Consider the following 26,877-nt stretch of genomic DNA (forward strand, 5'->3'; position numbering starts at 1 on the left):
CCGTGAGCGCCGCCCCTCCCGCGGCGTCCCGGCGGCTGGCCGCACTGGCGCAGGAGCTGATGGCCTTCTGGGACGAGCACGAGTACGTCGTGTTCCCCGGATGGCCGCTGCCCTTCCGCCCGTTGGAGGAGCTGCTCCCGCAGCGGGACGTCGACTTCGCGCTGCGGAACCCGCAGATGGTTCCGCTGCTGTGGTACCCGGCCATCCGCCCTCCGACGGCGCCCGAGGGCGTCGTCGAGGTGCTGGACCACCTTCCCGGGTGGGCCGCTCCCGCGCCCTCGATGCTCCGGCGCCAGTACCTGTCCCGGATCTACAGCTGGGCGCTCGCCTCGCGCACGGCGGTCGACTGGGCCGTGCGCAGCCTGGACGGCCGGAAGCTGGTCGAGGTGGGAGCGGGCACCGGCTACTGGGCCTCCCTGCTGGCCGACCGCGGCCTGGACGTCCTGGCCACCGACCAGCACGTCCACCGCAACGGCTACGCCGACATGTTCCGCTTCGCCGCGGTGCAGCCGCTCGACGCCCCCACGGCGGCCGCCCGCCATCCCGACCGCGTCCTCGGACTGTGGTGGCCCCCGCGCGACGACCCCATGGCCGTCGACACGCTCCGCGCCTACCGCGGTGAGCACCTGCTCTACGTCGGTGACGCCCGCGGAGGCCAGTGCGCGGACGCCGCCTTCTTCGACGAGCTGGAGTCCGGCTGGCACCCCGTCTCCTCCTGTCCGCTGACCCTGCGCTGGCTCGGCAACAGCGACAGCGCGACCCTCTACCGGCGCGGTCGGGGCCTCGGCGCCGGCGCGGTATGCGCCGGTCCGGCGCGGCCGACCGGACGCTGAGCCGCGGTCCGCCGCACCTACCGCCCCACGGCGGGCCGTACTCGGGAGGCGCCCCGCGCCGGGCGCGCCGCCAGGTGTCCGGCGGTGCGCAGCCGGGTGCCGAGCAGCACCATGCGCACGGCGTGCTCCGTCGCCTCGGCCAGATGCGTACCGGTGTGCAGCAGGGCCTCCGGCAGGGACAGCGGTGCCGGCAGGATGGAGCGGTAGGCGTCGATGCCCGAGGCGCGGGCCTCGCGGGCGCCGTCCTCGAGGGTTCCGGCCAGTGCCAGTACGGGTTTGCCGAGCGCCTTGGCCCGGCGTCCGACCTCGGCGGGCACCTTGCCGTGCGGGGTCTGCCGGTCCAGGGCGCCCTCGGCGGTCAGGACGAGGTCGGCGCGGGCGAACCGCGCCTCCAGGCCGAGGCCGTCGAGCAGCACCTCGAACCGGGGGAGCAACTGCCCGCCGAGCGCGGCCAGTCCGGCGCCGAGCCCGCCGGAGGCACCCGTTCCGGGGGCGCTGCGCAGGTTCGTGCCGCCCCGGTGCACATCCCGGGCCAGCACCGTCGCCCAGCGTTCCAGGGCGGCGGAGAGGATCTCCGTCTGCGCGGGCGTCGCACCCTTCTGCGGGCCGAACACCCGGGCGACGCCGTGCGGGCCGCACAGCACATTGAACGGATTGCAGGCGACCAGGAGTTCGACCTCGCCCAGCCGCGGATCGAGGCCCGAGGGGTCGATCCGGTCCAGCGCGACCAGGGCGTGGCCCCCGCGCGGCAGCCGGGCGCCGTCCGCGTCGAGCAGCCGGGCGCCCAGCGCCTGGAGGGCGCCGGCGCCGCCGTCCGAGGTCCCCGAGTCGCCGCAGCCGACGAGCACCCGGCGTGCTCCGGAGTCCAGCGCGGCGCGCAGGAGTTCGCCCACGCCGTATGTCGTCGTCAGGCCCGGGTCGCGGCGGTCCGGCGGTACGAGGGAGAGCCCGGCGACGGCGGCCATCTCCACCACCGCGGTCGCGTCGGCGTCCCCCAGCAGCGCGAAGTGGGTACGGACGGGCTCGCCCAGCGGCCCGGTCGCGATCCGCCGGACCAGCCGTCCGCCGGTGGCCAGTGCGAGCGCCTCCGCTGTGCCCTCACCGCCGTCGACCAGCGGCATCAGATCGAGCGCCGCATCGGGCACGGCGCGGCGCACCCCCTCGGCCATGGCCTCGGCGGCCTGCCGCGCGGAGAGCGACTCCTTGAACCCGCCGGGCGCGAGCACGAAACGGTACGGCATATCCAACTCCTCGGTGCGGTGCGGAACATGGCGGTGGTCATGGGCCGGGCGTGCGCGGCTCGCGGGGTCCGCCCGGTGACGACAAGGCGACAAAGGGATGAGGGGGCGAAGGGGCCGGCGCAGGGGCAGGCGCGGGGCGGCGGGACCCCGCCGGGGCGGTTCAGCTCACCGGCACCCCCAGCAGCGGCCACACCGCCAGCGCGAACGCCAGCACGAGCAGGGCCGTCAGCGGGGCCAGGACGGCGGAGAGCCGCAGCAGGTCGCGCGGTGTGTAGGTCGGGGTGTCCGGGACGTCGGCGAAGAGCGCGACCGGCTTGGCGGAGGCGGGCAGCGTGTGACAGAAGCCGGCAGCCGCGGTGGAGGCCAGCGCGGCGGACACCGGATTGACGCCCGCCCCGGCCGCGGCGGCGACGACGAGCGGCACCAGCACGCTGGAGCGCGCCGAGCGCGACTGGAGCAGCAGATGGGCCCCGGTGCTCACCGCCACGACGACGGCCAGGAACAGCCACGCCGGTACCCGCGTCCCCCCGGGCACCCCGCTGACCAGCCACGAAGCGGCCCCCGACGCGGACAGCGCGACGCCCATCGCCATCGTCGCCGCCATGAACAGCAGCAGGGACCAGGGCACCGTGCGCAGCGCGTCCTTCAGGCCGACGGTGCCCAGCGCGGGGGAGGCCGCCACCACGGCACCGATCAGCGCCACGAGCGCGGGCGGCACCCCGTGCAGCGGCTCGCTGCACCACAGCGCGACGACGGTGACCAGCAGCAGCGCGGCCCGGGCCTCCGGCGGGGTCAGCGGCCCGGCGACCGCCGTCGGGGAGTGCCGCTGGATGTCGTCGACGGTGATGCGCACCGGCCCCCGCCGGTCCGCGCGGCGCGTCGTCGTCACCAGCACGGCCTCGGCGGCCAGATGGGAGCAGACGACCGCGAGCGGCAGCCCCAGCAGCAGCCACCGGGTGAAGCCGACGTGCTCACCGGCGGACTCCCACAGCACCCCGACGGTGATCAGATGCGCGCCGGCACCGATCAGCGTGGCCACGGCGGACAGCAGGATCACCGTCGGAAAGAGCAGGGCCAGCATCACCACCAGCCGCCGGCGCTCCCGCAGCACGGCAGCCAGCGCCAGGAAGACCGGCAGGGCGAGCGCGGCCCGGCCCGAGGTGGCCGGTACGGCGAAGGCGCTCACCACGAGCGCCGCGGTCGTCAGATGTGCCAGCTGCCGCACCGAGCGGGCCCCGCTGACCAGGAAGGCCGCGGCCCGCGCCGCCAGCCCGGTACGCGAGACGGCGGCGGCCAGCACGAAGGCGCAGATCAGCAGCCACACGGTGGGATCGCCGAGGGTGCCGAACAGGGTGTCGGTGCTGATCACCCCGGTGACGGCGAGCGCGAGGCCGGCGCCGAGCGCGATGTAGGTGTCGTCGATGGGCGTCCCGACCCAGGCGCAGGTGGCCAGCGCGAAGACGACCAGCGTGATCCGCGCCTCGCCGCTCAGCCCGGGGAAGTTCCCCGGCACGGCGAGCAGCGCGCACACGCTGAGCGCGAGGACGAGCGGGACGGTTCGGCGCGGGCTCCAGACCATGCGCACGAGTCTTCGAGCCCGCGGTGAGACGCCGGTGAGCCCGCCATGAAAGGAAGTTCATCCACGGGCGGTCCCGGCCCGCCCGTCAGGGCAGCCGGTACCCCATGCCGCGCACGGTCTCCACCTGCCCGGCGCCCAGTTTCTTGCGCAGCGCCCGCACATAGACGTCGACGATGTTCGAGCCGGGGTCGAAGTCGTAGCCCCACACATGGGACAGGATCTGCTCGCGCGTCAGCACCTGGCCGGGATGGCGCAGGAACAGCTCCAGCAGCACGAACTCCCGGGCCGTCAGATCGACCACCCGGCCGCCGGCCCGGGCTCGCCGGGTGCGCAGGTCCAGCGAGAGTGCGCCGCTGCGCAGCACGGTGACCTCCGGCACCCGGGCCGCGGTGCGCAGCCGCAGCCGGACCCGGGCCAGCAGCTCCTCGAAGCGGAACGGCTTGGTCATCCAGTCGTCGGCCCCGCCCTCCAGACCGGCCACGGTGTCCCGTACCGAGTCCCGTGCCGTCAGCACGATCACCGGCACCGTCACCCGCGCCTCGCGCAGCTCCCGCAGCACGGTGAAGCCGTCCTTGCCCGGCAGCCCGATGTCCAGGACGACGAGGTCGAAGCCGCCCGTGCGGAGGTAGTCGTAGGCGGTGTCGCCGTCGGCGGCCACCGTCGTGGCGAACCCGCTGGCGCGCAGCCCCTTCTCCACGAACGCGGCGATCCGCTCCTCGTCCTCGACGATGAGTACCCGTGTCACCCCTGCCTCCCCACGTGGCCGCCCCTCCGGGGCCGTGTGTTCTCCCGCTCCGCCGCCGGGTGCTCCGTCCCGCCGTGCTGCCGCTGCCGGACCACCCCGGGCGCCTGCGGCAGCACGAGGACGAAGGTCGCGCCGCCGCCCTCGGTGGGCCGCAGCTCGACCCGGCCGCCGGGGTGCCCCTCGGCGATGGCCCGGACGATCGCCAGCCCGAGCCCGGCCCCGCTGCCGCGTGCGCCGCGCCGTGCCGTGCCCCGCCGGAACCGCTCGAAGATCAGCTGTGCGTCCGCCGGATCGACGCCGGGACCACGGTCGGCCACATACAGCTCCACCGCGGGCCACCGGCCACCGTCCGCCCAACCGCCCGTACCGCCTGCGTCCTTGGCACCCCTGGCACCCTTGGCACCTTTGACGTCCTTGGTGTCTCTGACGTCTCTGATGTCTCTGATGTCTTCGGCGTCCGGCGCGTTCCCGGCGTCCCCCGCGCTCCCCGCCGGCACCCAGCGCGAGCCCAGCGCGATGGTCGCGCCGGGCGGTGTGTGCTGCACCGCGTTCTGCGCCAGCTGCACCATCGCCTGGGTCACCCGCTGCGGATCGACCAGCACCCTGCCGTCACCGGCCTCGCTCGGCTCCCCGGGATCACCGGCCTCGCCGGGCCCGGCCGTTTCCGCCACCTGTTCGAGCCGCCAGTCGCGCTCTCCCAGCGTCCGCGCCTTCACGAAGACATCCGCGGTCAGCTCGGCGGGCTCCACCGGCTCCGGCGAGACGAAGTCCGGCCGTTCGGCCTTCGCCAGCAGCAGCAGATCCTCGACGATGCGGCTCATCCGGTCCAGCTCGTCGGTGACGACCCGCACCGTCTCGGCCCGGTCCTGCGGATCGTCGCCCATCAGCTCCAGATGGCCGCGCACGATCGTGATGGGCGTGCGCAGCTCGTGCCCGGCGTCGTCCACGAACTGCCGCTGCGCGGCGAACGCCCGCTCCAGCCGGTCCAGCATGGCGTTGAACGTCCCGGCGAGCGCGGCGATGTCGTCCCGGCCGCGCACGGGGATGCGCCGGGTGAGGTCCTGCTCGGTCAGCTGTGCCGCCGTGCTGCGCACCAGCCGCACCGGCGCCAGGATCCGCCCGGCGACGACCCAGCCGATACCGCAGGTCAGCAGCAGTGCCACCCCGGATATCGCGAGCAGCACCCGGAACACGTCCTGCGGGCCGGCCTGTTCGCGGTCGACGTGCAGCGCGACGACGAAGGTGCCGGACGGGGTGTCGCCGCCCGGCTCGATCGTCACCCGCGCCCAGCGCACCTCGCCCTGCGGCCGGTGCAGCGTGCCCGAGCGCTCCGTGCCCGCGGTGATCCGCCGCAGCGAGGCGCGGTCCCGGTACAGCGGCAGCGCCGAGGGGATGTCGCGGCTCTGCCGGATGACCTTGCCGCGCACCAGCCCGAGCAGCTCCTCGTCCGGGTCGGAGTACTGCCGCTCCAGGAACACCTGGAGGAGCCGGCGGGCGGTGGTGAACGGCCGTCCCGTCGCCGGATCCCGGCCCCGGTGCACGAAGTTGGCGAACTCGCCGGTCTCCTGCTCCAGCAGCCGGGTCACCCGGTGCTCGACGTCCCGCAGCAGGATCGAGCGGGTGGTGGTGGCGACGGCGGCGAGCGCCACCGCCATGACCGCCAGCAGCCACAGCAGGATGCGGACCCGTGCCGATATCCGGTGCCGCCGCGGCCCGGTGGCGGCCTGCTCAGCCGTCGTCACCGGTCCCGTCGGTCCGGCCGTCGTCCCCGTCGTCGCTGCTGCCACCGCCCCCGCCCCGGCTGCCGTCGTCGTCCCGGTCGTCGCCGTCCCTGCCGTCCCGCCCGTCGTCCTTGCCGTCGCCCCGCCCGTCGTCCCCGTCGTCCGCCGGGGCCCCGGGCCCGTCGTCGGCGCCGTCGCCCGTCGCGGGGGGCCGGGGCACCGTCTCCTCGCCACCGGAGGACGGCGAGGGCGTGCCGGACGGTTCGCCACCGGGGCCGGAGGAACCGGGCGAGGGACTGCGGTCGTCCAACTCGACCTTCGCGGGCGGCTGTGCGGGGTCCGGGCTGTCGGTGAGCGCGTAGCTCGTGACGGCGATACCGAGCGGGATCGCCACCACGGCCGCGAGCGTCGCGATCCGGTGTGAGAACGCCATACCGGTCACGCTGCCCGGCGTACCCGTGCGCCGGATGAAGCCCGGATGAGGAGATCTTCATCCGGCGGCCGGGAGGCGGGCCGGTGCTCGGCCGTGCCTTCCGCGCCGGGTCGCCGTGTGCCGGGTCGCCGTGTGCCGGGCTCAGGCGTCCAGGCCGATGGCGAACGCGGTCTCCAGATCGTGCTGCGAGTAGGTGCGGAACGCGATGTGCGTCTCGGTCGACTCGACGCCGGGCACCTTGCTGATCCGGCCCGGGATGACATCGGCCAGATCGTCGTGCCGGGCGACCCGCACCATCGCGATCAGGTCGTGCGCGCCCGTCACGGAGTACACCTCGCTCACACCCTCCAGCGCGGCGATCTGCTCGGCGATCTCCGGGATGCGGTCGGTGCTGGTGTTGATGAGCACGATCGAAGTGATCACGACGGTGTCTCTCCCTCGGGCGCGGGCGCTGGCCCGGTCACTCTAGCCCGGCGGTCCTGCCGCCAGGCGGCCAGGAACCCCAGGGTGAAGCCCGCCACATGCGCCAGGTAGGCGACCCCCGGACCGTCCGCGTCGCGCCGTACCGCCAGCCACTGGAGCGTCAGCCAGAACAGCAGCACGGCCCAGGCGGGGAAGCGCAGCGGGAGGAAGAGGAGAAAGGGGAAGACGCTGGTGACCCGGGCGCGCGGGAACAGCCGCAGAAAGGCGCCGAGCACGGCCGAGACCGCGCCCGAGGCGCCCACCAGCGTCTCGCCGGAGCCGGGGTGCGAGGCGGCGTAGCAGAGCATCGCGGCGTAGCCGGTGGCCAGATAGAAGACGGCGAATCTGAGCCGCCCCATGCGCCGTTCGACCATGTCCCCGAAGACGAACAGGAACAGCAGGTTCCCGGCCAGATGCAGCCAGGTGCTGTGCAGGAACAGCGCCGTCAGCGGGGTGACCAGCGCGCGCGGCCCGCCGCCGAACAGCTCCCGCGGCACCACGCCCCACCGCCCGAACCAGGCGTCCTGCGCCGCGCGCAGCGCAGCGCCGGAGCCGCCCGTGGCGAGGCCGGAGGCGGGCCCCACCGCGAACAGCAGGAAGCAGGAACCGATGAGCGCGTAGGTCACCACGGGCCGGGTGCGGTCGGTGCCGTCCATGCGGGGATCATGGCGGCTCGGTGACGGTGCCCACTCCCCGACACACGTGGTCGTCTTCAGGCCGTAGGGTTGGCGGAAAGTACCCCTGTGCACGAGCCGTATCCGCGGCCCCACCCCCGGGCCGGAGCGCGCGGCCGTGTGTGCAGCCGCTTCGAACCGGACAGTCGTACGGGAAGGACCTCGCTACGAGGCCCGCGCCCGTCGCGCCCGCCCCCGTGGGCGGCGGGCGCAGCTGTACGGAGCACCACGGCATGCCGCACGGCATCGGAGTACGCGGAGCACGGCGCGCGGCAACCGCCGCGCACGGCACGGCAGCCCGCACGGGAACGCCGCGTCGCCGCATCACGACGGAGGCCGACGGACGCCGACGGAAGACGACCGACGGAACACCGACGAGAAGAGGACGAGACGATGACGGTTCCCGCCCCCACGGACGGCACCCGCTGGCGCTGCACCCTGTGCGGCAATCTGACCCGCTTCGACGTGACCCGTTCCAGCAAGGTGGTGGAGTACGTCCATCTGGACCTGGGCGGTGCCCCGACGGTGGAGGAGTGCGACGTGCTCAGTGAGAGCATCGAGTCCGTGCGCTGCCGCTGGTGCGATGCCGTGGACGAGGTCGAGCTGGTGGACCGGCCGGGCGCACAGGTGTGAGCGGACGAACGGCAGGTGTGACCGGTGGAGGAACGGACGGGCGGCGACGAGGGCGAGCGGCCCGGTGCGGCCGGCCCCGCGGAAGCGGCCCCCGGCCGGGACCCCGCGCCGGCAGGCGAGGACCGGCACACCCAGGACGAGCACATCGGTGACCGGCACGGCGCTGACGGGGACGGCGCCGGCCGGGACACCGGGGCGGGCGCCGCGGCCGAGGGCCGCGGCGCCGCCGCCGGGCAGGACGCCGGGCCGGGGGACGAGGGCCTGGACCGTCCGCTGCCCGAGAAGGTGCGCCGCCGCGTCGTCGCCCTCACCTCGGACGCGCTCGGCGGCCTGACGATCGCGGAACTGCCCGCGCCCGTCCGCCAGTACGCCCGGTTCACCCCGGCACGGCGGGCCAAGTTCGGCGGCAACGCCATGGCCGCCGGGCTGGAGAACGACCCCGTCTTCCGCAGCCGGATCGCCCTGCGGCTGCGCGAACAGCTCCCCGACCTGTGCGGTGCCGTCGAGGAGGGCGCGCCGCCCCCGGCGGCCGACCCGGTCGACGTGGCGGCCGTCGCCTATGTGCTGCGCCCGGCCGGCTGGGCGAAGCTCGTCGCCGCCGCCGGCGAGGAGGCCCAGCGGGCGCAGGCCGAACGCGCCGGCGAGGAGGCCCAGCGCGAGCTGGCCCGGCTGCGCGAGGAGTTGGCCCAGGCCCGGCAGGCGGCCCGTGACGAGGCCGAGCGGGCCCGGCAGGAGACCGCCTCGCTGCGCAAGGAGCTGGAGGGCACACACCGCAAGCTGCGCAGCGCGCAGGCCGATGTGCGGCGCGGCGAGGCCGCCGTCCGCAAGCTCCAGGCCGAACTGGACTCCGTGCGGAGCGCGGCGAGCGCGGACAAGGCGGCCGCCGACGGCGAGGCCCGGCGGCTGAAGTCCCGGCTGGCGGAGGCCGAATCGGCGCTGGAGTCCGCCCGCCGCTCGGCCCGCGAGGGGCGCAGCGTGGAGGACATGCGCGTCCGGCTGCTGCTGGACACGGTGCTGGACGCCGCGCAGGGGCTGCGCCGTGAGCTGGCGCTGCCGCCCGCGCAGTCGCGTCCGGCGGACACGGTGGAGGCCGTCGAGCCCGGCCGGATGTCGCCGAAGGACGTGGCGGCGCGCGCCCTGTCGGAGACGGACCCGGCGCTGCTGGACCAGTTGCTGGCGCTGCCGCAGGCCCATCTGGTCGTCGACGGCTACAACGTCACCAAGACCGGCTATCCCGCGCTGCCGCTGGAGAAGCAGCGGCTGCGGCTGCTGGGCGGGCTGGCCGTGCTGGCCGCCCAGTCGGGCGCCGAGGTCACCTGCGTCTTCGACGGCGCCGAGCTGGCCGCGCCGGTGCTGCTGGCCCCGCCGCGCGGGGTGCGGGTGCTCTTCTCCCAACCGGGCCAGACCGCGGACGAGTTGATCCGCCGACTGGTGCGTGCCGAACCGCCGGGCCGGCCGGTGGTGGTGGTCTCCTCCGACCGCGAGGTCGCCGACGGCTGTGCCGCGGCGGGCGCCCGGCCGGTGGCCTCCGCGCTGCTGCTCAGGCGGCTCTCCCGCACCTGACCCCGGCCCTGTGCACGCGGCGGGGCCCGGAGCCGCTCCCGCGGCCGGGACCGGGAGGGCCGACCGGCCCGCGTTCGGGGACCGCTGGGCCCGCCGGGTAAAGAATGCGCTTGTGGTGCAGGCTTTTTGGCCGAGGGATTTGATCCGATCAGTGACGCATGGCTAATGTCTGGCCCGAACCTTCGCTCGGTTGATCACCTATCCGGGGTGACAGCGGAGGACCGCCTAGTGCCGCTCGCCGGGATCGCCCATGCCCGGTGAACGGAGCCGGAGTTGACCGCCCGGCAGGCGGCTGAGGAAGAAGGAGCTCGCCCCAGTGGCGTCCCACCGTCGTCCCAAGCAGCCGAGCCGCGCACGTGTCAGCGTCTTCACCATGACCGCCGCGGCTGCCGTGGCCCTCACCTCGCAGGCGGCGCACGCCGACCCGCAGCCCTCCAAGAAGGACGTCAAGGAGAAGGTCGACAAGCTCTACGAGGACGCGGAGTCGGCCACCGAGAAGTACAACGGCGTCAAGGAGAAGCACGGCAAGCTGCAAAAGCAGGTCGAGAACCTGCAGGACAGCGTCGCGCGCGGTCAGGAAGACCTCAACAAGATGCGCGACAACCTCGGTTCGATGGCCACCGCGCAGTACCGCTCCGGCGGCATCGACCCCTCCGTCCAGCTCTTCCTCTCCTCGGACCCGGACAACTACCTGGACCGGGCCTCGGCCATGGACCAGCTCAGCAGCAAGCAGGCCGAGGCGCTCAAGAAGATCCAGAGCAAGCAGCGCGCCCTCGCCCAGCAGCGCAAGGAAGCCAGCGGCAAGCTCAAGGACCTCTCCAGCACCCGCAAGGAGCTGGCCGAGAAGAAGAGCAAGATCCAGGGCAAGCTGTCCGAGGCCCAGTCGCTGCTCAACTCCATCGGCGCCAAGGAGCGCCAGAAGATGGAGGCCAAGCAGAAGCGCGCCGACCGCAACTCCAGCGAGCGCGTGGACCTGGGCAACGACGCCTCCTCCTCGCAGCGGGCCGCCGCCGCCCTCGCCGCGGCCAAGGGCAAGATCGGCAGCCCCTACGTCTGGGGCGCCACCGGCCCCAGCTCCTTCGACTGCTCCGGCCTGACCTCCTGGGCCTACCAGCAGGCCGGCGTCTCGCTGCCGCGTACCTCCCAGGCCCAGGCCAACGCCGGTACGCGCATCTCCAGCCAGAGCCAACTCAAGCCCGGCGACCTGGTGTTCTTCTACAGCGACCTGCACCACGTGGGCTTCTACGCCGGCAACGGCCAGGTGCTGCACGCGCCGAAGCCCGGCGCGGGCGTGCGCTTCGAGTCGATGGGCAACATGCCCTTCCAGTTCGGGGCGCGCGTCGGCTGACCGTCGGCCCGATCACCAGGCAGTGCGATGAACGGTAAACATCCATCGTCCGAGTGAAACCGGCGCGGGCCAGGTGACCCCCACGCCCGCCCGGTGACCTGCGCCGCAGGGGAATCCACCGACCACGGTGGCCGATTTCCCTGCGGCGTACGGTTCTTGGAGCGCTGTGTGGGCGCGGCTACATTCTGCGGGCGCAGTCCGCCCAGCAGAAGGAGCACGTCCTCCCGTGGCATCGCACAGGTCTCACCGACGGCCCTCGCCGTCGTCGCATCCCTGGCCGACCAGGGTCACCGTGCTGTCGGCCGCAGCGGCCGGAGCCGCGGCAGCGCTCACCCCGGCGATGCCCGCGGGTGCCGAGCCCGCCGACGAGAAGCCGACCGCCGCCTCCGTCAATTCCCGTATCGACGGCCTCTACGAGCAGGCCGAGCGCGCCACGGAGAAGTACAACGGCGTCGCCGAGCGGGCCGGCGCCCTGCGCCGCCAGGTCGAGCACGCCCAGGAGCGCGTCGCCCGCGGCCAGTCCCGGGTCAACCGGCTGCGGGACGCGCTCGGCGGCGTCGCCGGCGCGCAGTACCGCGCCGGCGCGATCGACCCCTCCGTCGCCCTGATCCTCACCGAGGACCCGGACAGCTATCTGGAGAAGGCCGCGGCGCTGGACCGCATCGGCAGCCGCCAGGCCCTCCGGCTCGGCCAGTTGCGCGCGGCCCAGCGCGGCCTGGCCCAGGAGCGGAGCGAGGCGGCGGGTAAGCTCGCCCGGCTCGACTCCCTCCAGCACACCCTGCGGGAGCACAAGAAGGACGTCCGCAAGAAGCTCGCCGCGGCCCGTCGGCTGCTCAACTCCCTCACGGCCGACGAGCGCCGCGAGCGCGCCTCCCGCGACGGCGACCGGGGCCACGGCAAGAAGGCGAAGTCGCCCGTGCCGAGCGGTGCTTCCGCCTCGTCCGGCCGCGCCGCGGCAGCCGTCGCCGCCGCCAAGTCGGCCGTCGGCTCCCCCTATGTGTGGGGCGCGTCGGGCCCCAGCTCCTTCGACTGCTCCGGGCTCACCCAGTGGGCCTACGGCAAGGCGGGCACCGCCATTCCGCGCACCTCGCAGGCGCAGCGTTCGGCGGGCCGCCAGGTCCCGCTCTCCGAAGCCCGTCCGGGCGATCTCGTCATCTACCGGGACGACGCCAGCCATGTCGGGATGTACGTGGGCGGCGGCCAGGTCGTGCACGCGCCGCACCCCGGCGCCTCGGTGCGCTACGACCCGGTCGGCATGATGCCCGTCTCCGCCGTCACCCGGCCCTGACCCCGCGGGGCGCGGGCCGGGACGCCACCGGGCGGCGGGAGGCGCCGCGTCCGGCCCGGCCCGGCGCCGTTACGATCACCGGTGTGCGCGTGCTGAACCGGCGAGCGCGGAGCGACGGATCCTCGCGTGCCCGCCCCACCCCGGCGACCGGGCGGGCGCTGTGCGCGGCGCTCGCCCTCGTCTGCTGCGCGGGCGGCTGCACGGGACGGAACGCCGAACGGGCCGCTGTCCAGAAGGTCCTCGACCGGCAGGCGGCGGCCGTGCGCGACGGCGACGAGCACGCCTACCTCGCCACCTTCGACACCCGGGACGCCGGGGCGCGCGGCGAGCGGCGGCAGGTCTTCCGCAATCTGCGGCGTCTCCCGCTGGCGGAGTGGTCCTACCGCACGACGGCGGTGCGGCGGGCCCGGAGCGGCGACCGCGCCACCGTCGAGGCCACGCTGCGCTACCGCCTCGCCGGCTACGACCGCACCACGACCGAGGACCGCGAACGCTTCCGCTTCGTGCGCAGGGGCGGCGCCTGGCGGCTGGCCGGGGAGGCGTCCGGCAGCGCACAGCAGCTGTGGGAGCAGGGCGCGATGTCCGTCCGGCGCGGTCGCCACAGCCTGGTCCTCGGCGTGGGCCGGGACGAGGCGGGGATGCGGGCGCTGGCCCGGGTGGCCGACCGCGCCGTGCCCGCCGTCGGCCGCACCTGGCCCGGCTCCTGGTCCCGCCGGCTGGTGCTGGAGGCGCCCTCCTCGGTCGGGGACATGGCGCGGATGCTGAGCGCGCCCGCCGGCAGCTACGAGGGCATCGCGGCCGTCACCACCGGCGAGGAGGGCACCGGAGAGGGCGCCGACGGGGACGGGCCGGCCGACCGGATCCTGATCAACCCGCAGGCGTACGCGGAACTCAGCGAGGAGGGCCGCCAGGTGGTGGTCACCCACGAGGCCACCCATGTCGCCACCCGTGAGGAGACGACGCCGGCCACGCCGATGTGGCTGTCCGAGGGCTTCGCCGACCTGGCGGGCAACCGGACCTCGCAGCAGCGCCCCCGGGAGCTGGCGCCCGAACTCGCCGCCGCCGTCGACGAGAAGGGCGACCGCCATCCGGCTCTGCGCTCCCTGCCGACGGACCGCGACTTCCGCTTCGGCAACGACGCACGGCAGCTCGCCTACGCCTACGAGGGAGGCTGGCTGGCCTGCCGGCTGATCGCCCGGGACTGGGGCGCCGAGAAGCTGACCGCGTTCTACGAGGCGGCCGGCCGCCACCGCGGGGACGACGACTCCGGGGACGACGGCTCCGCCGGGGCCGGTGCCGACGCCGACGACGGCTCGGCCACCGCCGCCGCGCTGCGCTCGGTGCTCGGTGTGAGCACGGGCGAGTTCACCGCGCGCTGGCGTGCCTACGTCGTCGAGGAACTGCGGGCCTGAGCGGGGCGGGACCGCCCGGGGCGGCGCTCACCAGGTGAGCAGCTCGTCCCCGGAGCCCGTCGGCCGGGCCCGCCCGTCCGCCACGGCCCCGCCGCCGTCCCCGCTCCCGGTCCCGTCCCCGCCTCCGTCTTCGCTCCCGGCACCGTCCGCGTGCTCGTCCCCGCCGCCGTGCCGCAGGCGGCTTCCGCGGGGCACCGTCGAGCGCCACAGGCGTGCGCAGCACAGGAAGGTGGCGGCCACCAGCAGTCCGTTGCGGGCGAGCAGCAGCGTGACGCCGGTGAGGTCGCTGCCGACGACATGGGAGAAGCCGACGGGGAACTCCAGCAGCGTCAGGCCCGTCGCCACGAGCACCAGCCCCGCCGGGAGCGCCTGCCCGGCGGCCCGCACCGCGAGGCAGACGGCCGCGAGCCCCACCAGCCACACCAGGTACTGCGGGCTGAGCACCCGGCTCGTGGTGGTGAAGACCAGCACGGCGGCGAACGCGGCGTGTGCGAGGGTGCCCGGCGTCCAGGTGCGGGCGCGCAGCCGCCACAGCAGCAGCCAGCCGAAGCCCAGCACGGTCAGCGCCAGCGCGGCGTCGCTCACCAGCCACACACCGGGACCGATGAACTCCATGGAGCCGTACCGGAGTTCGACCGTGCCCTCCCATCCGGCCAGCAGCCGGGCGAGGTGCAGCGCCAGCGCGGGCACGGACTCGACCTCGGTGCCCCGGCCGCCCTGCGCGGTGAGGAAGTCGAGCGCGTGCGGCATCGTCAGCGCGAAACCGGCGGTGAGGGCGGCGGCCGTGACCAGCGCGGCCGTCCACACGGTGCGTCCGGTCCGGCTGCGCGGGGTGCCGAGCAGCAGCAGCGCCGGCCACACCTTGACCATCGCGCCGAGCCCCGCCAGCGCCCCGGCCGTACGCGGATGCCGGGCAGCGGCCAGCAGCGCGGCCACGGCCAGTGCCGTGACCATGAGGTCGTAGCGGGCGTAGACCGTCGGGCCCAGCAGCGGGACGCCCGCGATCCACAGCCAGGCACCGGCCCGGGAGCGCCGCCGCCCCGCCGTACCGTTTCCGCTGCCGTCCGCTGCGGACCCGGCGGCATCGGCGGCCCGCGCGGCTCCGTCCGTTCCGTCCGCGCCGACCGTTCCCCGCGGTGCGTCCCGGCGGGCCTCCTCCGGGGTGTCCGCCCGCCGGGGTGTCCGCCGGTGCGTGCCCGTCCGCGCGGTGCTGCCCGCCCGGCTCGCGTACAGCAGCAGGACCAGGACGAGGGCGTCGGCCGCGCACGCCAGCACGGAGAAAGCGGGCGCGTAGTCGAGCAGTCCGGTCACGGTCAGCAGCGCGGGGGAGAGGATCGCGAGCGCGGCGGCGGGCGGGTACTGCCAGGTGACGTCGTCGGCGGGGAAGACGCCCTCGGCCAGGGTGCGGAACCAGCCCTGGTAGATCACCGAGACGTCGGTGGTGACGTCCAGCCCGCCGGGCAGCGTGAACACCTTGAAGACGTACAGCAGCACCAGGGTGCGGCTCGCCGCCCAGGTCAGCAGGGGGCCCGCCCCACCGGTCGTCCTCGCCCTGCCTCGCACACCTGCCCCTTCGTCGTCTGCTGCCGTGCCGTCGTGCTGTCGTGCCGTCGTGCTGCTGTGCCGTCGTGCTGCCGTGCTGCCGTGCTGCCGTCGTGCTGCTGTGCTTCCGCCGTGCTTCTGCTGTGCTTCCGCCGTGGTGCCGGTGGGGTCTCCGCCCGGTGCCCGCCGGCGTCCACCCCGCAGCCTGCCACGGGAGCCCCGGGCCGCCCCGAATCCGTCCGGGGTACTGTCGGCGGCGATGGACAAGACCCTGATCGTCACCAACGACTTCCCGCCGCGGCCCGGCGGCATCCAGGCGTTCCTGCACAGCATGGCGCTGCGCCTGGACCCGTCCCGGGTCGTCGTCTACGCCTCCACCTGGAAGCGCGGCCGGGAAGGCGCCGAGGCCACCGCGGCCTTCGACGCCGAGCAGCCCTTCACCGTCGTCCGCGACCGTACGACGATGCTGCTGCCCACCGCGCGCGTGACCAGGCGTGCCGTGGGCCTGCTGCGGGAACACGGCTGCCGCGCCGTGTGGTTCGGCGCCGCCGCGCCGCTGGGGCTGATGGCTCCGGCGCTGCGCAGGGCCGGAGCCGAGCGGCTGGTGGCGACCACGCACGGGCACGAGGCCGGCTGGGCCCAGCTCCCGGCCGCGCGGCAGCTGCTGCGCAGGATCGGCGAGGGCACCGACACGCTCACCTACCTCGGCGAGTACACCCGCTCCCGGATCGCCGGGGCGCTGACGCCGCAGGCGGCGGCCCGCATGGTGCAACTCCCGCCCGGCGTCGACGAGAAGACGTTCCATCCGGGCTCCGGGGGCGCGGCCGTCCGCGCGCGGCTGGGGCTGACGGACCGGCCGGTGATCGTGTGCGTCTCCCGGCTGGTGCGCCGCAAGGGCCAGGACACGCTCATCGAGGCGATGCCCCGGGTGCTGCGTGCGGTGCCGGACGCGGTGCTGCTGATCGTCGGCGGCGGGCCCTACCGCGCCGATCTGGAGAAGCTCGCCGCCTCCCGGGGGCTGACGGACTCCGTCCGCTTCACCGGGCCGGTGGAATGGGAGGAGCTGCCCGCGCACTTCGGCGCCGGTGACGTGTTCGCCATGCCGTGCCGGACGCGGCGCGGCGGGCTCGATGTCGAGGGTCTGGGCATCGTCTATCTGGAGGCCTCGGCCACCGGGCTGCCCGTCGTCGCGGGCGACTCCGGCGGGGCGCCCGACGCGGTGCTCGACGGTGAGACGGGCTGGGTGGTGCCCGGCGGCCGTCCGGCCGAGACCGCCGACCGCCTCGTGGAGCTGCTGCGCGATCCGGCGCTGCGTGAGCGCATGGGCGCGCGGGGCCGCGGCTGGGTCGAGGAGCAGTGGCGCTGGGATCTGCTGGCCGGAAAGCTCCGCGAACTGCTGGCCCCCGCGGGCTGAGCGCCGGCGCGCACCGCGGTTCCGGCCCGTCCCCGGCGGCGGTTCAGGGGGCGGGGCCGACGGCATATCCCGGTGCGCCGCGCCCTGTCGTGCGGCACGCTGCTGTGAGCCATGTCCCGTGACCCACAGGAGCCGCAGCATGCGCGCAGGCATCACGATCCTCCCCGAGTACCCGTGGAGCGAGGCCGAGGGCCGATGGCGACGGGCGGAGGAGTACGGCTTCGCCCACGCCTGGACGTTCGACCATCTCGGCTGGCGGGAGCTGGTCGACGGGCCGTGGTTCGGCTCCGTCCCGACGGTGACCGCGGCCGCCCTGGCGACGTCCCGCATCGAACTGGGCCTCCTCGTGGCCACCCCCGCCTTCCGTCATCCCGTGCCGTTCGCCCGGGAGTTGACCGCGCTGGACGACATCTCGCGGGGCAGGTTCACCCTCGGCCTCGGCGCGGGCGGCGGCCCGGGCCGCTACGACCACGATGTTTTCGGAGGCTCCGGCGGCTCCGGCGGCTCCGGCGGCTCGGGAGGCTCCGGCGGCTCCGGTGATCCCGGCCGGATCGCGCCCGTCGGCCCGGACGGCTCCCGCGCGGCGCGCTTCGCGGAGTTCACCGGGCTGCTCGACACGCTCCTCACCACCGACGGCGCCGACTGGCACGGCACTTACTACACCGCCGAGGGCGCACGGAACGGGCCGGGCTGTGTCCGCGCGCCCCGGCTGCCGTTCGTGGTCGCCGCCAACGGGCCCAAGGCGATGGATGTCGCGGCCCGGTACGGCGAGGGCTGGATCACGACGGGGACGAACCGGGACGATCTGGAGTCCTGGTGGGCCTCCCTCGCCGAGCTGTCCGAGCGCTTCGACGCGGCGCTGGAGCGCCGGGGCCGCCCGCGTGCGCAGGTCCGCCGCTTCCTCCAGACCGACGGGGCACCCGTCTTCTCGCTGGGGTCCGCCTCCCTGTACGCGGAATTCCTCGGACGGGCGGGGGAGTTGGGGTTCACCGACGTCGTCGCACCGTGGCCGCGTGCCGAAGGCGTCTTCGCGGGCAGCGAGGACGTGCTCGACACCGTGGCCGCCGACGTCCTGCCGGGGCTGGAGCGCTGACGTACCCGGCGGGTGCCCGGCCGCGCGCCGCCGCCGGGGCCGGGCGCCCGCGCCGGGTCAGGCCGAGTAGATCGCCTCGATCTCGTCGGCGAAGTCCTTGGCGACGACGGCCCGCTTCAGTTTCAGCGAGGGGGTGATGTGCCCGGACTCCTCGGTGAACTGGTGGTCGAGTACGCGGAACTTGCGCACCGACTCGGCGCGGGAGACAAGGGTGTTGCCGTCGTCCACGGCCCGCTGGAGCGCGGCGTGCAGCTCGTCGTCCGCCAGCAGCTCCGCGTGGCTGAGCCCCGTCTTGCCGTGCTCGGCGGCCCAGCGCGGCAGGAACTCCTCGTCGACGGTGAGCAGCGCGCCGATGAACGGGCGGCCGTCGCCGACGACCATGCACTCGGCCACCAGCGCGTGCGAGCGGATCCGGTCCTCGATGACCGCGGGCGCGACGTTCTTGCCCGCGGCCGTCACCAGGATCTCCTTCTTGCGCCCGGTGATCGACAGATAGCCGTCGACGTCCAGGGAGCCGAGGTCGCCGGTGTGGAACCAGCCGTCGGACAGGGCGTCGTCGGTGGCCTGCTGGTTGTTCCAGTAGCCGGTGAACAGGTGCTCCCCGTGCAGCAGTACCTCGCCGTCGTCGTCGATCCGGATGACGGAGCCGGGCAGCGGCTGTCCGACGGTGCCGATCTTCGGCCGGTCGTAGGGGTTGAAGGCGGTGGCCGCGCAGGACTCGGTCAGCCCGTAGCCCTCCAGGACGGTGAAGCCGATGCCGCGGAAGAAGTGGCCCAGGTGCGCGCCGAGCGGGGCGCCGCCGGAGATGGCGTGGGTGGCCCGGCCGCCGAGGACGGCGCGCAGCTTGCTGTAGACGAGCTTGTCGAAGACCTTGTGTTTGAGCCGCAGCCCGAGCGACGGCCCGGCGGAGGTGTCCAGGGCGCGGCTGTACGCGCCGGCGACGGCGGCGGCCTTGTCGAAGATGCCGCCCTTGCCGCCCGCCACGGCCTGGGCGCGGGCCGCGTTGAAGACCTTCTCGAAGACGCGCGGCACGCCCAGCACCATCGTGGGCCGGAACGCGCCGAGTTCGTCGGTGAGCGTCTTGAGGTCGCTGACGTGCCCGAGCTTGATGGGCGCCATGACGGCGGCGACCTGCACCAGCCGCCCGAAGACGTGCGCGACGGGCAGGAACAGCAGCACGGAGCCCTCGCCGGGCCGGAACATCGGCCGCAGCCGCTCGACGACGTTGCCGCACTCGGCGAAGAAGCTGCGGTGGGTGAGCACACAGCCCTTGGGGCGGCCGGTGGTGCCGGAGGTGTAGACGATGGTGGCGGGGGAGTCGGCGTCGGCCACCGAGCTGCGGTCCTCGACCGTTGTGTCGCTGATCGAGGCGCCCTGCTCGGTGAGTCGGGCCACCGCGCCCTGTCCGCTCCCCTCCTGCTGCCCGTCGCCCGGCTCGTCCTCGTCGATCTGCCAGACGTGCGCCAGGCTGGGCAGCCGGTCGCGCACGGAGTCGACGGCGGCGGCGTGCGCGGCGGTCTCCACGAGGCAGGCGGTGGCGCCGGAGTCGCCGAGGATCCAGGAGATCTGCTCGGGCGAACTCGTCTCGTACACGGGGACGGTGACAGCGCCGGCGCTCCAGATGGCGAAGTCCAGCAGCGTCCACTCGTAGCGGGTGCGCGACATCAGGCCCACCCGGTCGCCCGGCTCGATCCCGGCGGCGATCAGCCCCTTGGCCGCGGCCCGTACCTCGGCGAGGAACTCGGCAGCGGTCAGGTCCTCCCACCGGCCGTTCCGCTTGCGGCCCACGACGGGCAGATCCGGGTGCTGCGCCGCGTTGCGGCGGATCAGGTCCGTCAGGTTTCCGTCGGCGGGAACTTCGTAGAGGGCCGGAAGGCTGAACTCGCGCAAGACTGCTGCTCCTCGTCGGCACCAAGGACGGGGGCCGTCGAGGCGGCCTCCCTTGGCTCGCTTGCCTCGGTCGGGGCCGCTGCGGGGCCCCGGAATGACGGCCCGGACGTTACCCACGGGTATGGGCCGCGGGGTAGAGGGGAACGCCGAGATGTCTTGTGCGTCACACGGCGGAACTCTCGCAAAGAGGGCTCAATCGCAGCGTAGTCCAGCCGTTCGGGAACAAGGAATCGCGCGCGGGGATCCCGGCCGCCCGGCCGGTGCCCGCACGAACGTTCCCGATCGTCCCCGGACGGCCGCACCACGACCTAGGCTGGGCCCATGCGTGTGCATGTGGTGAGCGACGTCCACGGCAACAGCCGGGATCTCGCGAAGGCGGGGGAGGGCGCGGACGCGCTGGTCTGCCTCGGCGATCTGGTCCTCTTCCTCGACTACGCCGACCACTCCCGCGGCATCTTCCCCGAGCTGTTCGGCGTCGAGAACGCCGACCGGATCGTCGAACTGCGCACCGCACGCCGCTTCACCGAGGCCCGCGCGCTCTCCCGCCGGCTGTGGGCGGGCGTGGACCGCGACTCCGTGACCGAGGAGGCCGTGCGCCGCCAGTACGCCGAACTGTTCGCCGCCTTCCCCACCCCCACCTACGCCACCTACGGCAACGTCGATGTGCCGTCGCTGTGGCCCGAGTACGCCGGACCCGGTACGACCGTCCTGGACGGCGAGGCCGTGGACATCGGCGGGCTGCGCTTCGGCTTCGTCGGCGGCGGCCTGCGCACCCCGATGCGCACCCCCTACGAGATCGACGACGAGACCTACGCCGAGAAGATCGCCGCGCTCGGCCCGGTCGACGTCCTGTGCACCCACATCCCGCCCGAGGTGCCGGACCTGTGCTACGACGTCGTCGCCCGCCGCTTCGAGCGCGGCAGCACCGCACTGCTGGACGCCGTCCACGAACTGCGCCCGCGCTACCACTTCTTCGGCCACGTCCATCAGCCGCTGGCGCGCCGGATGCGGATCGGGCCGACCGAGTGCGTCAACGTCGGCCACTTCAACGCCACGGGCACGCCCTGGGTCCTGGAGTGGTGACGGGCCCGGGCCCCGCGCGCCCGGCGGGTGCGCCCGCCGACCGCGCCGGACGCGCCCGCACAGGCGCGGGGTAGCCTTCCTGCGGCGGGCCGCGGCGGTCCGCCGGGCCCCTCGGAAGCTCACCGCCGCCACCGGGCCGAGGGGGAAGCCGGGACAGCGTCCCGGGCGGGCGACCGCCGGCGGCGGCACACGGAAAACGGGCACATCGGAGGGCCACTCGATGGCGGAACACACCAGCTCCACGATCACCGTCGACGCAGCACCCGGCGCTGTGATGAAGGTGATCTCCGACTTCCCGCGCTACCCCGAGTGGGCAGGCGAGGTGAAGGAGGCCGAGGTCCTCGAAGAGGACGAGCGGGGCCGCGCCGCCCAGGTGCGCCTGCTGCTGGACGCCGGCGCGATCAAGGACGAGCACACCCTCGCCTACGAGTGGCCGGACGAGCACGAGGTGCGCTGGTCCCTGGTGAAGTCCCAGATGCTGCGCTCGCTCGACGGCGTGTACCGCCTCACACCGGTCGACGGCGGGGCGCGCACCGAGGTCATGTACCAGCTGACCGTCGACGTCAAGATCCCGATGCTCGGCATGATCAAGCGCAAGGCCGAGAAGGTCATCATCGACCGTGCGCTGGACGGCCTCCGCAAGCGCGTCGAGGAAGGCGGCGGCGAGACCGCCGAGGGCCGGGGAGAGGCCAACTGACCGGCCGGAGCGCCCCGGAGGAGCCCGCGGGCCCGCGCCCGCACGACGAACGAGCCCCCCAGCGGGGTCAGGAGCGGGAGCAGATGCCGGCCGACACCGCCGACAACGCCGACAAGACCGAGGGCGCCGGCAGCGCGGCGGAGGCCGACACCGGCGACGGCACCGTGGACGGCCCGCACACCGTGCTGGTCACCGGCGCAGGCGGCAGCGGGCGCACCACCGTGGCCGCCGCCACCGCCTGCGCCGCGGCCGGACTCGGCCACCGCGTCCTGCTGGTCAGCCCCGAGCCCGCCGCCCGGCTGGCCGGCCTCCTCGGCCACGAGGCCCCCGAGCGGGCCGGCTCGGCGGACGAGCCCGGCGTCCCCCGCGCCGTGCCGGGCATACCCGGCCTGTGGCTGCTGCGTGTCGACGCCGGGCAGGAGTTCCGCACCCGCGCCGTCCAGCTCCAGGAGCGGGGCAAGGCCGCACTGGACCTCCTCGGCGCCGTCCCCCTGGACGAGGACGAGCTGACCCAGCTCCCCGGCACGGCGGGCCCCGCACTGCTGCACGCCCTGCGCACCGCGCACCGAGGCGGCACCGGGTACGCGGACGGCGCGGGGAGCGCACACGGCGCGGAGGCCCCGGACGGCTTCGACGGCGTCGATATCGTCGTCGCGGATCTGCCGCCGCTGCCGGACGGGCTCAATCTGCTCGTCCTGCCCGAGCAGACGCGCCGCTGGCTGACCCGCCTCGTGCCGCCGGAACGGCAGACCGCCCGCTCGCTGCGCCCCGTGCTCGCCCAGCTCGCCGGCGCGCCCATGCCGGCCCAGTGGCTGTACGAGACGACGACCCGCTGGAGCGGCGAACTCGCCGGGACCGAGCGCGTTCTGGGCGCCCCGCGCACCGTCGTCCGGCTGGTGACCGAGCCCGGCCCGCTCGCCGCCGACGAACTGCGCACCGCTCTCGCCGGGGCCAGGCTGCACGGGCTGCGCCTGGAATCCGTGATCGTCAACCGGCTGGTACCGGTCGGGTCGGCCGACAGCTGGCTGTCCGGGCTCTCCGGCCGCCAGCAGGAGACCCTCGCCCGGCTGCGCGAGGAGTGCGCCGCGCTGGACGTCCCGCTGTGCGAACTGCCGCACCTGGGGCGCGACCCGCGGGGCGCCGACGACCTCACGGCGCTGGCCCGCGCCGCCCGCAGCGCCGCCGCGCACGGGGTCGAGCCCGGGCCCCCGCCGCGCACCGGACGGGTCTACGCGGCGGCCGACGACGTGCCGCAGGGCTGGGTGGAGGACCGGCTCGCCGAGGACGGCCTGCTGGTGTGGCATCTGCCGCTGCCGGGCGCCGTCCGCGAGGAGCTGCAACTCGTCCGCCGTGGCGAGGTGTTGACCGTCGGTGTCGGCCCCTACCGGCGGGTGCTGCCGCTGCCGGCCGCGCTGCGCCGCTGCCGGGTGTCCGGCGCGGGCCTGACGGACGGCACCCTGCGGGTCCGCTTCACCCCGGACCCCCAGCTGTGGCCGCGCACGGACGGTACGGGTTCCTGATCCGGCCGCCGCACGCCTCCGCGCGGTTCGCCCGTTCGGGTAACGTCGGGGGAGACCGGAGAGACCGGACGGTCCGCCGTGCCGGGCCCCGGCCCCGAACCCCGGAGCGACCGCAGCGCACCGCTCCCCGCCGCCCGTAGGAGCCCGCCATGCCCGCCATGAGCGACGATCCCGAGAACCCCGAGCGCCGCCAGGACGCGCGCACGCCGGGCGGAGCCGACGCGTCCGGCCCCGACCCGGACGCCTGGGCCGCGGCCTGCGAGGAGGACCTGGAGGCGGAGAAGGCCCGGCGCCGCGCGGCGTACGGGCCCGAGCCGGTCAGCGCGGCCGAGGAGCTGCGCCGGCTGGCCGACGCCGTCACCGAGAAGTTCGCCGAGCTGGGCGGCCCGTTCGCCAGGACGGTGGGGTCGGCGGCGGCGCAGGGCGTGGTCCAGCAGCTGTTCTCCCAGGCGCGCTCCGCGATCGAGCCGGTGATCGCCCGCAATCCGCAGGTCTTCGACCACCTCGCGGCGGCGGGCGGCGAACTGCTGGCCGCCTACCGCGCCGCCGTCCAGGAGTCCGAGACCCGCTGGACCCGCGGCCCCGACGGCCGGGCGGCCCCCGAGCGGGTCGACCTCGACGAGCGCGCCGACGCCGATGCCGCCGCCGCCGACGACGAGGACGACGAGGGCACCGCTCCCGGCAAGAGCGCCGAGGACAGCAGGGCCGCCGAGCACGCCGATCTCGGCAAGGGCGCCGACGACGAGGACGCCGGTCCCGGCAGGGGCGCCGCCCCCGAACCGCCCCGGCGGCCGGCCGAACACATCGACCTCGACGCCGACGGCCCCGCCGGACCGGCCCCCGGCACCGACGACTCCGGCGCCGACGGCCCTGAGGGCCCCGACACCGACGGCCCCGGCGACAGGCGCTGACCCGGCCCCGGCCCGCGCGTTCCCGCCCTCCCTCGCTCTTCACCCCCCTCACCGCCCTTCACCGCCCTTCACTGCGTTCCACCGCCCTCCACCGTCCGTCGCCGTCCCGCTCGGGAGGCGACGGCTGCTCCGGTACGGTGGGCGGCGGCGGGGATCACAGCAGGAGACCGAGGGACACATGGGACTCACTATCGGGGTCGACATCGGCGGGACGAAGGTCGCGGCCGGGGTGGTCGACGAAGAGGGCAGGATCCTCGAAACGAGCAAGGTGCCGACCCCCGACACCCCCGAGGGCGTCGTCGACGCGATCGCCGACGCGGTACGCGAGGCCAGCGCGGAGCACAAGGTCGAGGCCGTCGGCATCGGCGCCCCGGGCTATGTGGACGACAAGCGCGCCACCGTGCTGTTCACCCCCAACCTCAGCTGGCGGCACGAGCCGCTGAAGGACAAGGTCGAGCAGCGCATCGATCTCCCCGTCGTCATCGAGAACGACGCCAACGCCGCCGCGTGGGGCGAGTACAAGTTCGGCGTCGGCACCGGCCACGAGGACGTCGTCTGCATCACCATCGGCACCGGGCTGGGCGGCGGCGCCATCATCGGCGGCAGGCTGCACCGCGGACGCTTCGGTGTGGCCGGGGAGTTCGGGCACATCCGCATGGTGCCGGACGGCCTGCTGTGCGGCTGCGGCAACCAGGGCTGCTGGGAGCAGTACGCCTCCGGCAGCGCCCTGCTCAGGTACGCGCGGCAGCGCGCCGCGGCCACTCCGGAGAACGCCGAGATCCTGCTCGGCCTGGGCGACGGCACCCCCGAGGGCATCGTCGGCAAGCACATCAGCGAGGCGGCCCGGCAGGGCGACGCGGTGGCGATCGACTCCTTCCGCGAACTGGCCCGCTGGGCGGGCGCCGGCCTGGCCGATCTGGCCTCGCTCTTCGACCCGGGCGCGTTCATCGTCGGCGGTGGCGTCTCCGACGAGGGCGAGCTGGTGCTCGATCCGATCCGCAAGTCCTACCGGCGCTGGCTGGTCGGCAGCGCCTGGCGGCCGCACGCCGAGGTGCTGGCAGCCCAACTCGGCGGCAAGGCCGGCCTGGTGGGCGTCGCGGACCTGGCCCGCCAGGGCTGAGCGCGAAGGGGCGGACGATGACAGCGCACGACGGCCAGGCCGCATCCCCGCAGTTGCCGCCCTCCCGCACCGAGCCGGACGGTTCGGCGGTCGTGCGGCTGCTCAGCTACAACGTCCGCTCGCTGCGCGACGACCGGGAGGCGCTCGTCCGGGTCATCCGGGCGTGCGCCCCCGATGTCGTCTGTGTGCAGGAGGCCCCGCGCTTCTTCCGCTGGCGCAAGTACGCCGCGTGGCTGGCGCGCAGGACGGAGCTGACCCCTGTCACCGGCGGCGCCACCGCCGCCGGCCCGATGGTCCTCGCCTCGCTGCGCGCCCATGTGGAGCACACCGAGGACGTGCTGCTGCCCCGTACGCCGGGGCTGCACCGGCGCGGGTTCGCCACGGCCGTGCTGCGGTTCGGCCCGGCGGCCCGGCTCGGGGTGATCAGCTTTCATCTGAGCCTTCAGGCGCAGGAGCGGTACGCACAGGGCCGGGCGCTGCGTCAACGGCTCGCGGGGATGGGCGAGTTCGCCGTCGCGGCGGGCGATGTGAACGAGCAGCCGACGGGCCGTACGTTCCGGATGCTGCGGGACGAGTTCCACGACGTGTGGGAGAAGGCGCCGTGGGGCGCCGAGCTCACCTCCACAGCGGCGGCGCCGCACCAGCGCATCGACGCCGTCTTCAGCACCGCCGGGCCCGAACTGCTCGCCGGTGGTGTACCGGTCGGGCTGCCCGGGGTCACCGAGCGGGATCTGCGCGCCGCCAGCGATCACCGTCCGGTGCTGACGGTGCTGCGGGTGCCGGCCCGGCGGGGCTGAGCAGCGCCCCGGGACGCGTCCCGGCACGGGCGGGCGGGGCGTCAGCCCTGGCGGCCGGGGAGCATGGCCAGGGCCCGGGAGCGCTGGGCGACGAGGTCGTCGTAGGTGCCGTCGCGCTCGGCCCAGCGGTGCATACGGACGCCCTGCACGAGGATCTCGCGCGGGGTGGGCTCCTGGGAGAGCAGATCCATGACCTCGGCGGCGAAGTCGTCGAGCGGCAGCGCGTGCGGGTTCACCTTCTCCTGTCCCGCCGTGGCGACGGCCGGGGGGACCAGCTCGACGACGCCGACCCCGGTGCCGTCGAGCTGCGCGCGCAGCGCCTCGGAGTAGGCGTGCACGGCGGCCTTCGAGGCGGCGTAGCTGGGCATGGGCGGGAACGGCAGGAAGCCGATGCCGGAGGAGACGGTGAGGAAGGTGCCGGCGCCCCGCCCGATCAGGTGCGGGGTGAAGGCGTCGAGCACACGGACGGTGCCGAGCAGATTGGTGTCGATCGTCGTCTCGGCCGCCGTGTAGTGCGCGGGGTCGCGCAGGTCCTCCAGCAGCATGACGCCCGACATGGTCACGACGGTGTCCAGCCCGGGGTACCGGTCGAGCACGGCCGCACGGAAGGACGCGACGGAGGCACTGTCCGTGACGTCGACGCCGAACGTGCCGAAGCCTTCCCCGGCCAGTTCCGCGAGCGCTTCCGGATTGCGACCGCCGACGGCCACGGTGCTGCCCGCCGCGGCGAACCGGCGGGCCAGCTCCCGTCCGATACCCGAGGTGCCGCCGACGACGAGAACGGTGCGAGTGGAGAGATCCACGATTTTCCCTTCGGTGCAGGCGCCGACCGTGTTCGGGCCGGCGCGGACGGTGCTGTGCTCCGCCTCCGCGAGACG

The 26,877-nt window shown here is 74.8% G+C and carries 24 protein-coding genes; 14 read left to right on the forward strand and 10 right to left on the reverse strand.

What is annotated here, in order from left to right:
* Positions 1–2 precede the first annotated feature (2 nt).
* On the forward strand, positions 3–833 hold the full coding sequence (locus tag SCA03_RS23660) for a class I SAM-dependent methyltransferase (RefSeq protein ID WP_086815788.1): 831 nt from the start codon (positions 3–5) through the stop codon (positions 831–833).
* 17 nt (positions 834–850) lie between these two features.
* Here SCA03_RS23660 and SCA03_RS23665 read toward each other — a convergent pair whose 3' ends face one another.
* The 7 genes from SCA03_RS23665 to SCA03_RS23695 all read right to left on the reverse strand — a co-directional run bounded on the left by SCA03_RS23665 (position 851) and on the right by SCA03_RS23695 (position 7,670).
* A complete protein-coding gene (locus tag SCA03_RS23665) occupies positions 851–2,074 on the reverse strand; it encodes a glycerate kinase family protein (RefSeq protein WP_086815786.1) in 1,224 nt (407 codons plus the stop codon).
* A 160-nt stretch (positions 2,075–2,234) separates the two neighbouring features.
* On the reverse strand, positions 2,235–3,653 hold the full coding sequence (locus SCA03_RS23670; protein ID WP_030881730.1) for an SLC13 family permease: 1,419 nt from the start codon (positions 3,651–3,653) through the stop codon (positions 2,235–2,237).
* A gap of 85 nt (positions 3,654–3,738) precedes the next feature.
* Positions 3,739–4,398, reverse strand: coding sequence for a response regulator transcription factor (locus SCA03_RS23675; protein ID WP_030881733.1), 660 nt, complete (start codon positions 4,396–4,398; stop codon positions 3,739–3,741).
* Positions 4,395–6,140 (reverse strand): sensor histidine kinase, encoded by a 1,746-nt coding sequence (locus SCA03_RS23680; RefSeq protein WP_443098233.1) that lies wholly within the window; start codon positions 6,138–6,140, stop codon positions 4,395–4,397. Before SCA03_RS23680 ends, SCA03_RS23675 begins: the two co-directional genes overlap by 4 nt.
* On the reverse strand, positions 6,127–6,552 hold the full coding sequence (locus tag SCA03_RS23685; protein WP_086815784.1) for a hypothetical protein: 426 nt from the start codon (positions 6,550–6,552) through the stop codon (positions 6,127–6,129). The genes SCA03_RS23680 and SCA03_RS23685 overlap by 14 nt, the downstream gene beginning before the upstream one ends.
* A 141-nt stretch (positions 6,553–6,693) precedes the next feature.
* Positions 6,694–6,975 carry an Lrp/AsnC family transcriptional regulator gene (locus SCA03_RS23690; RefSeq protein ID WP_030881743.1) on the reverse strand — a complete coding sequence of 94 codons (282 nt, stop codon included), beginning with the start codon at positions 6,973–6,975 and terminating at the stop codon, positions 6,694–6,696.
* Positions 6,972–7,670 carry a rhomboid family intramembrane serine protease gene (locus tag SCA03_RS23695; protein ID WP_030881746.1) on the reverse strand — a complete coding sequence of 233 codons (699 nt, stop codon included), beginning with the start codon at positions 7,668–7,670 and terminating at the stop codon, positions 6,972–6,974. The genes SCA03_RS23690 and SCA03_RS23695 overlap by 4 nt, the downstream gene beginning before the upstream one ends.
* 411 nt (positions 7,671–8,081) lie before the next feature.
* Here SCA03_RS23695 and SCA03_RS23700 point away from each other — a divergent pair, with 411 nt between their 5' ends.
* The 5 genes from SCA03_RS23700 to SCA03_RS23720 all read left to right on the forward strand — a co-directional run bounded on the left by SCA03_RS23700 (position 8,082) and on the right by SCA03_RS23720 (position 13,932).
* Complete coding sequence (locus SCA03_RS23700) at positions 8,082–8,321, forward strand: hypothetical protein (RefSeq protein WP_030881749.1); 240 nt, start codon at positions 8,082–8,084, stop codon at positions 8,319–8,321.
* A gap of 261 nt (positions 8,322–8,582) precedes the next feature.
* Complete coding sequence (locus SCA03_RS23705; RefSeq protein WP_030881750.1) at positions 8,583–9,884, forward strand: NYN domain-containing protein; 1,302 nt, start codon at positions 8,583–8,585, stop codon at positions 9,882–9,884.
* 316 nt (positions 9,885–10,200) lie between these two features.
* Positions 10,201–11,232: a C40 family peptidase gene (locus SCA03_RS23710; protein ID WP_030881753.1), complete on the forward strand. Its 1,032-nt coding sequence runs from the start codon at positions 10,201–10,203 to the stop codon at positions 11,230–11,232.
* 226 nt (positions 11,233–11,458) lie between these two features.
* On the forward strand, positions 11,459–12,520 hold the full coding sequence (locus SCA03_RS23715) for a C40 family peptidase (protein WP_230988874.1): 1,062 nt from the start codon (positions 11,459–11,461) through the stop codon (positions 12,518–12,520).
* Between the two features lie 83 nt (positions 12,521–12,603).
* Positions 12,604–13,932 (forward strand): Cif family virulence factor, encoded by a 1,329-nt coding sequence (locus SCA03_RS23720; protein WP_230988875.1) that lies wholly within the window; start codon positions 12,604–12,606, stop codon positions 13,930–13,932.
* A 27-nt stretch (positions 13,933–13,959) separates the two neighbouring features.
* Here the strand turns inward: SCA03_RS23720 and SCA03_RS23725 are convergent, their stop codons facing one another.
* Positions 13,960–15,495, reverse strand: a complete 1,536-nt coding sequence (locus SCA03_RS23725) for a glycosyltransferase 87 family protein (protein ID WP_141275640.1) — start codon at positions 15,493–15,495, stop codon at positions 13,960–13,962.
* Positions 15,496–15,733: 238 nt separating this feature from the next.
* On the opposite strand from SCA03_RS23725, the gene SCA03_RS23735 reads away from it, so the two are divergent.
* Both SCA03_RS23735 and SCA03_RS23740 read left to right on the forward strand, forming a co-directional pair.
* Positions 15,734–16,888, forward strand: coding sequence for a glycosyltransferase family 4 protein (locus tag SCA03_RS23735; protein WP_030887433.1), 1,155 nt, complete (start codon positions 15,734–15,736; stop codon positions 16,886–16,888).
* Positions 16,889–17,027: 139 nt separating this feature from the next.
* Positions 17,028–17,981, forward strand: a complete 954-nt coding sequence (locus SCA03_RS23740; RefSeq protein ID WP_086818110.1) for an LLM class flavin-dependent oxidoreductase — start codon at positions 17,028–17,030, stop codon at positions 17,979–17,981.
* Positions 17,982–18,038: 57 nt separating this feature from the next.
* Here SCA03_RS23740 and SCA03_RS23745 read toward each other — a convergent pair whose 3' ends face one another.
* Positions 18,039–19,871 (reverse strand): AMP-dependent synthetase/ligase, encoded by a 1,833-nt coding sequence (locus SCA03_RS23745; protein WP_086818111.1) that lies wholly within the window; start codon positions 19,869–19,871, stop codon positions 18,039–18,041.
* A 321-nt stretch (positions 19,872–20,192) separates the two neighbouring features.
* On the opposite strand from SCA03_RS23745, the gene SCA03_RS23750 reads away from it, so the two are divergent.
* The 6 genes from SCA03_RS23750 (at position 20,193) to SCA03_RS23775 (ending at position 25,999) form a co-directional block, all read left to right on the forward strand.
* Entirely contained in the window at positions 20,193–20,954 is a 762-nt protein-coding gene (locus SCA03_RS23750) for a metallophosphoesterase family protein (protein ID WP_030881773.1), read from the forward strand.
* Between the two features lie 220 nt (positions 20,955–21,174).
* A complete protein-coding gene (locus SCA03_RS23755) occupies positions 21,175–21,651 on the forward strand; it encodes an SRPBCC family protein (protein ID WP_030881776.1) in 477 nt (158 codons plus the stop codon).
* 83 nt (positions 21,652–21,734) lie between these two features.
* Positions 21,735–23,171, forward strand: a complete 1,437-nt coding sequence (locus tag SCA03_RS23760; RefSeq protein WP_086818112.1) for an ArsA family ATPase — start codon at positions 21,735–21,737, stop codon at positions 23,169–23,171.
* A 149-nt stretch (positions 23,172–23,320) separates the two neighbouring features.
* A complete protein-coding gene (locus SCA03_RS36855) occupies positions 23,321–24,082 on the forward strand; it encodes a DUF5304 family protein (protein ID WP_269145206.1) in 762 nt (253 codons plus the stop codon).
* Between the two features lie 178 nt (positions 24,083–24,260).
* Positions 24,261–25,202, forward strand: coding sequence for an ROK family glucokinase (locus SCA03_RS23770; RefSeq protein WP_030881790.1), 942 nt, complete (start codon positions 24,261–24,263; stop codon positions 25,200–25,202).
* Between the two features lie 17 nt (positions 25,203–25,219).
* A complete protein-coding gene (locus SCA03_RS23775) occupies positions 25,220–25,999 on the forward strand; it encodes an endonuclease/exonuclease/phosphatase family protein (RefSeq protein WP_086817081.1) in 780 nt (259 codons plus the stop codon).
* A 41-nt stretch (positions 26,000–26,040) separates the two neighbouring features.
* Here the strand turns inward: SCA03_RS23775 and SCA03_RS23780 are convergent, their stop codons facing one another.
* A complete protein-coding gene (locus tag SCA03_RS23780) occupies positions 26,041–26,802 on the reverse strand; it encodes an SDR family oxidoreductase (RefSeq protein WP_086817079.1) in 762 nt (253 codons plus the stop codon).
* Positions 26,803–26,877: the final 75 nt, after the last annotated feature.

Source organism: Streptomyces cacaoi, from assembly GCF_006539165.1.
GTDB lineage: Bacteria > Actinomycetota > Actinomycetes > Streptomycetales > Streptomycetaceae > Streptomyces > Streptomyces cacaoi.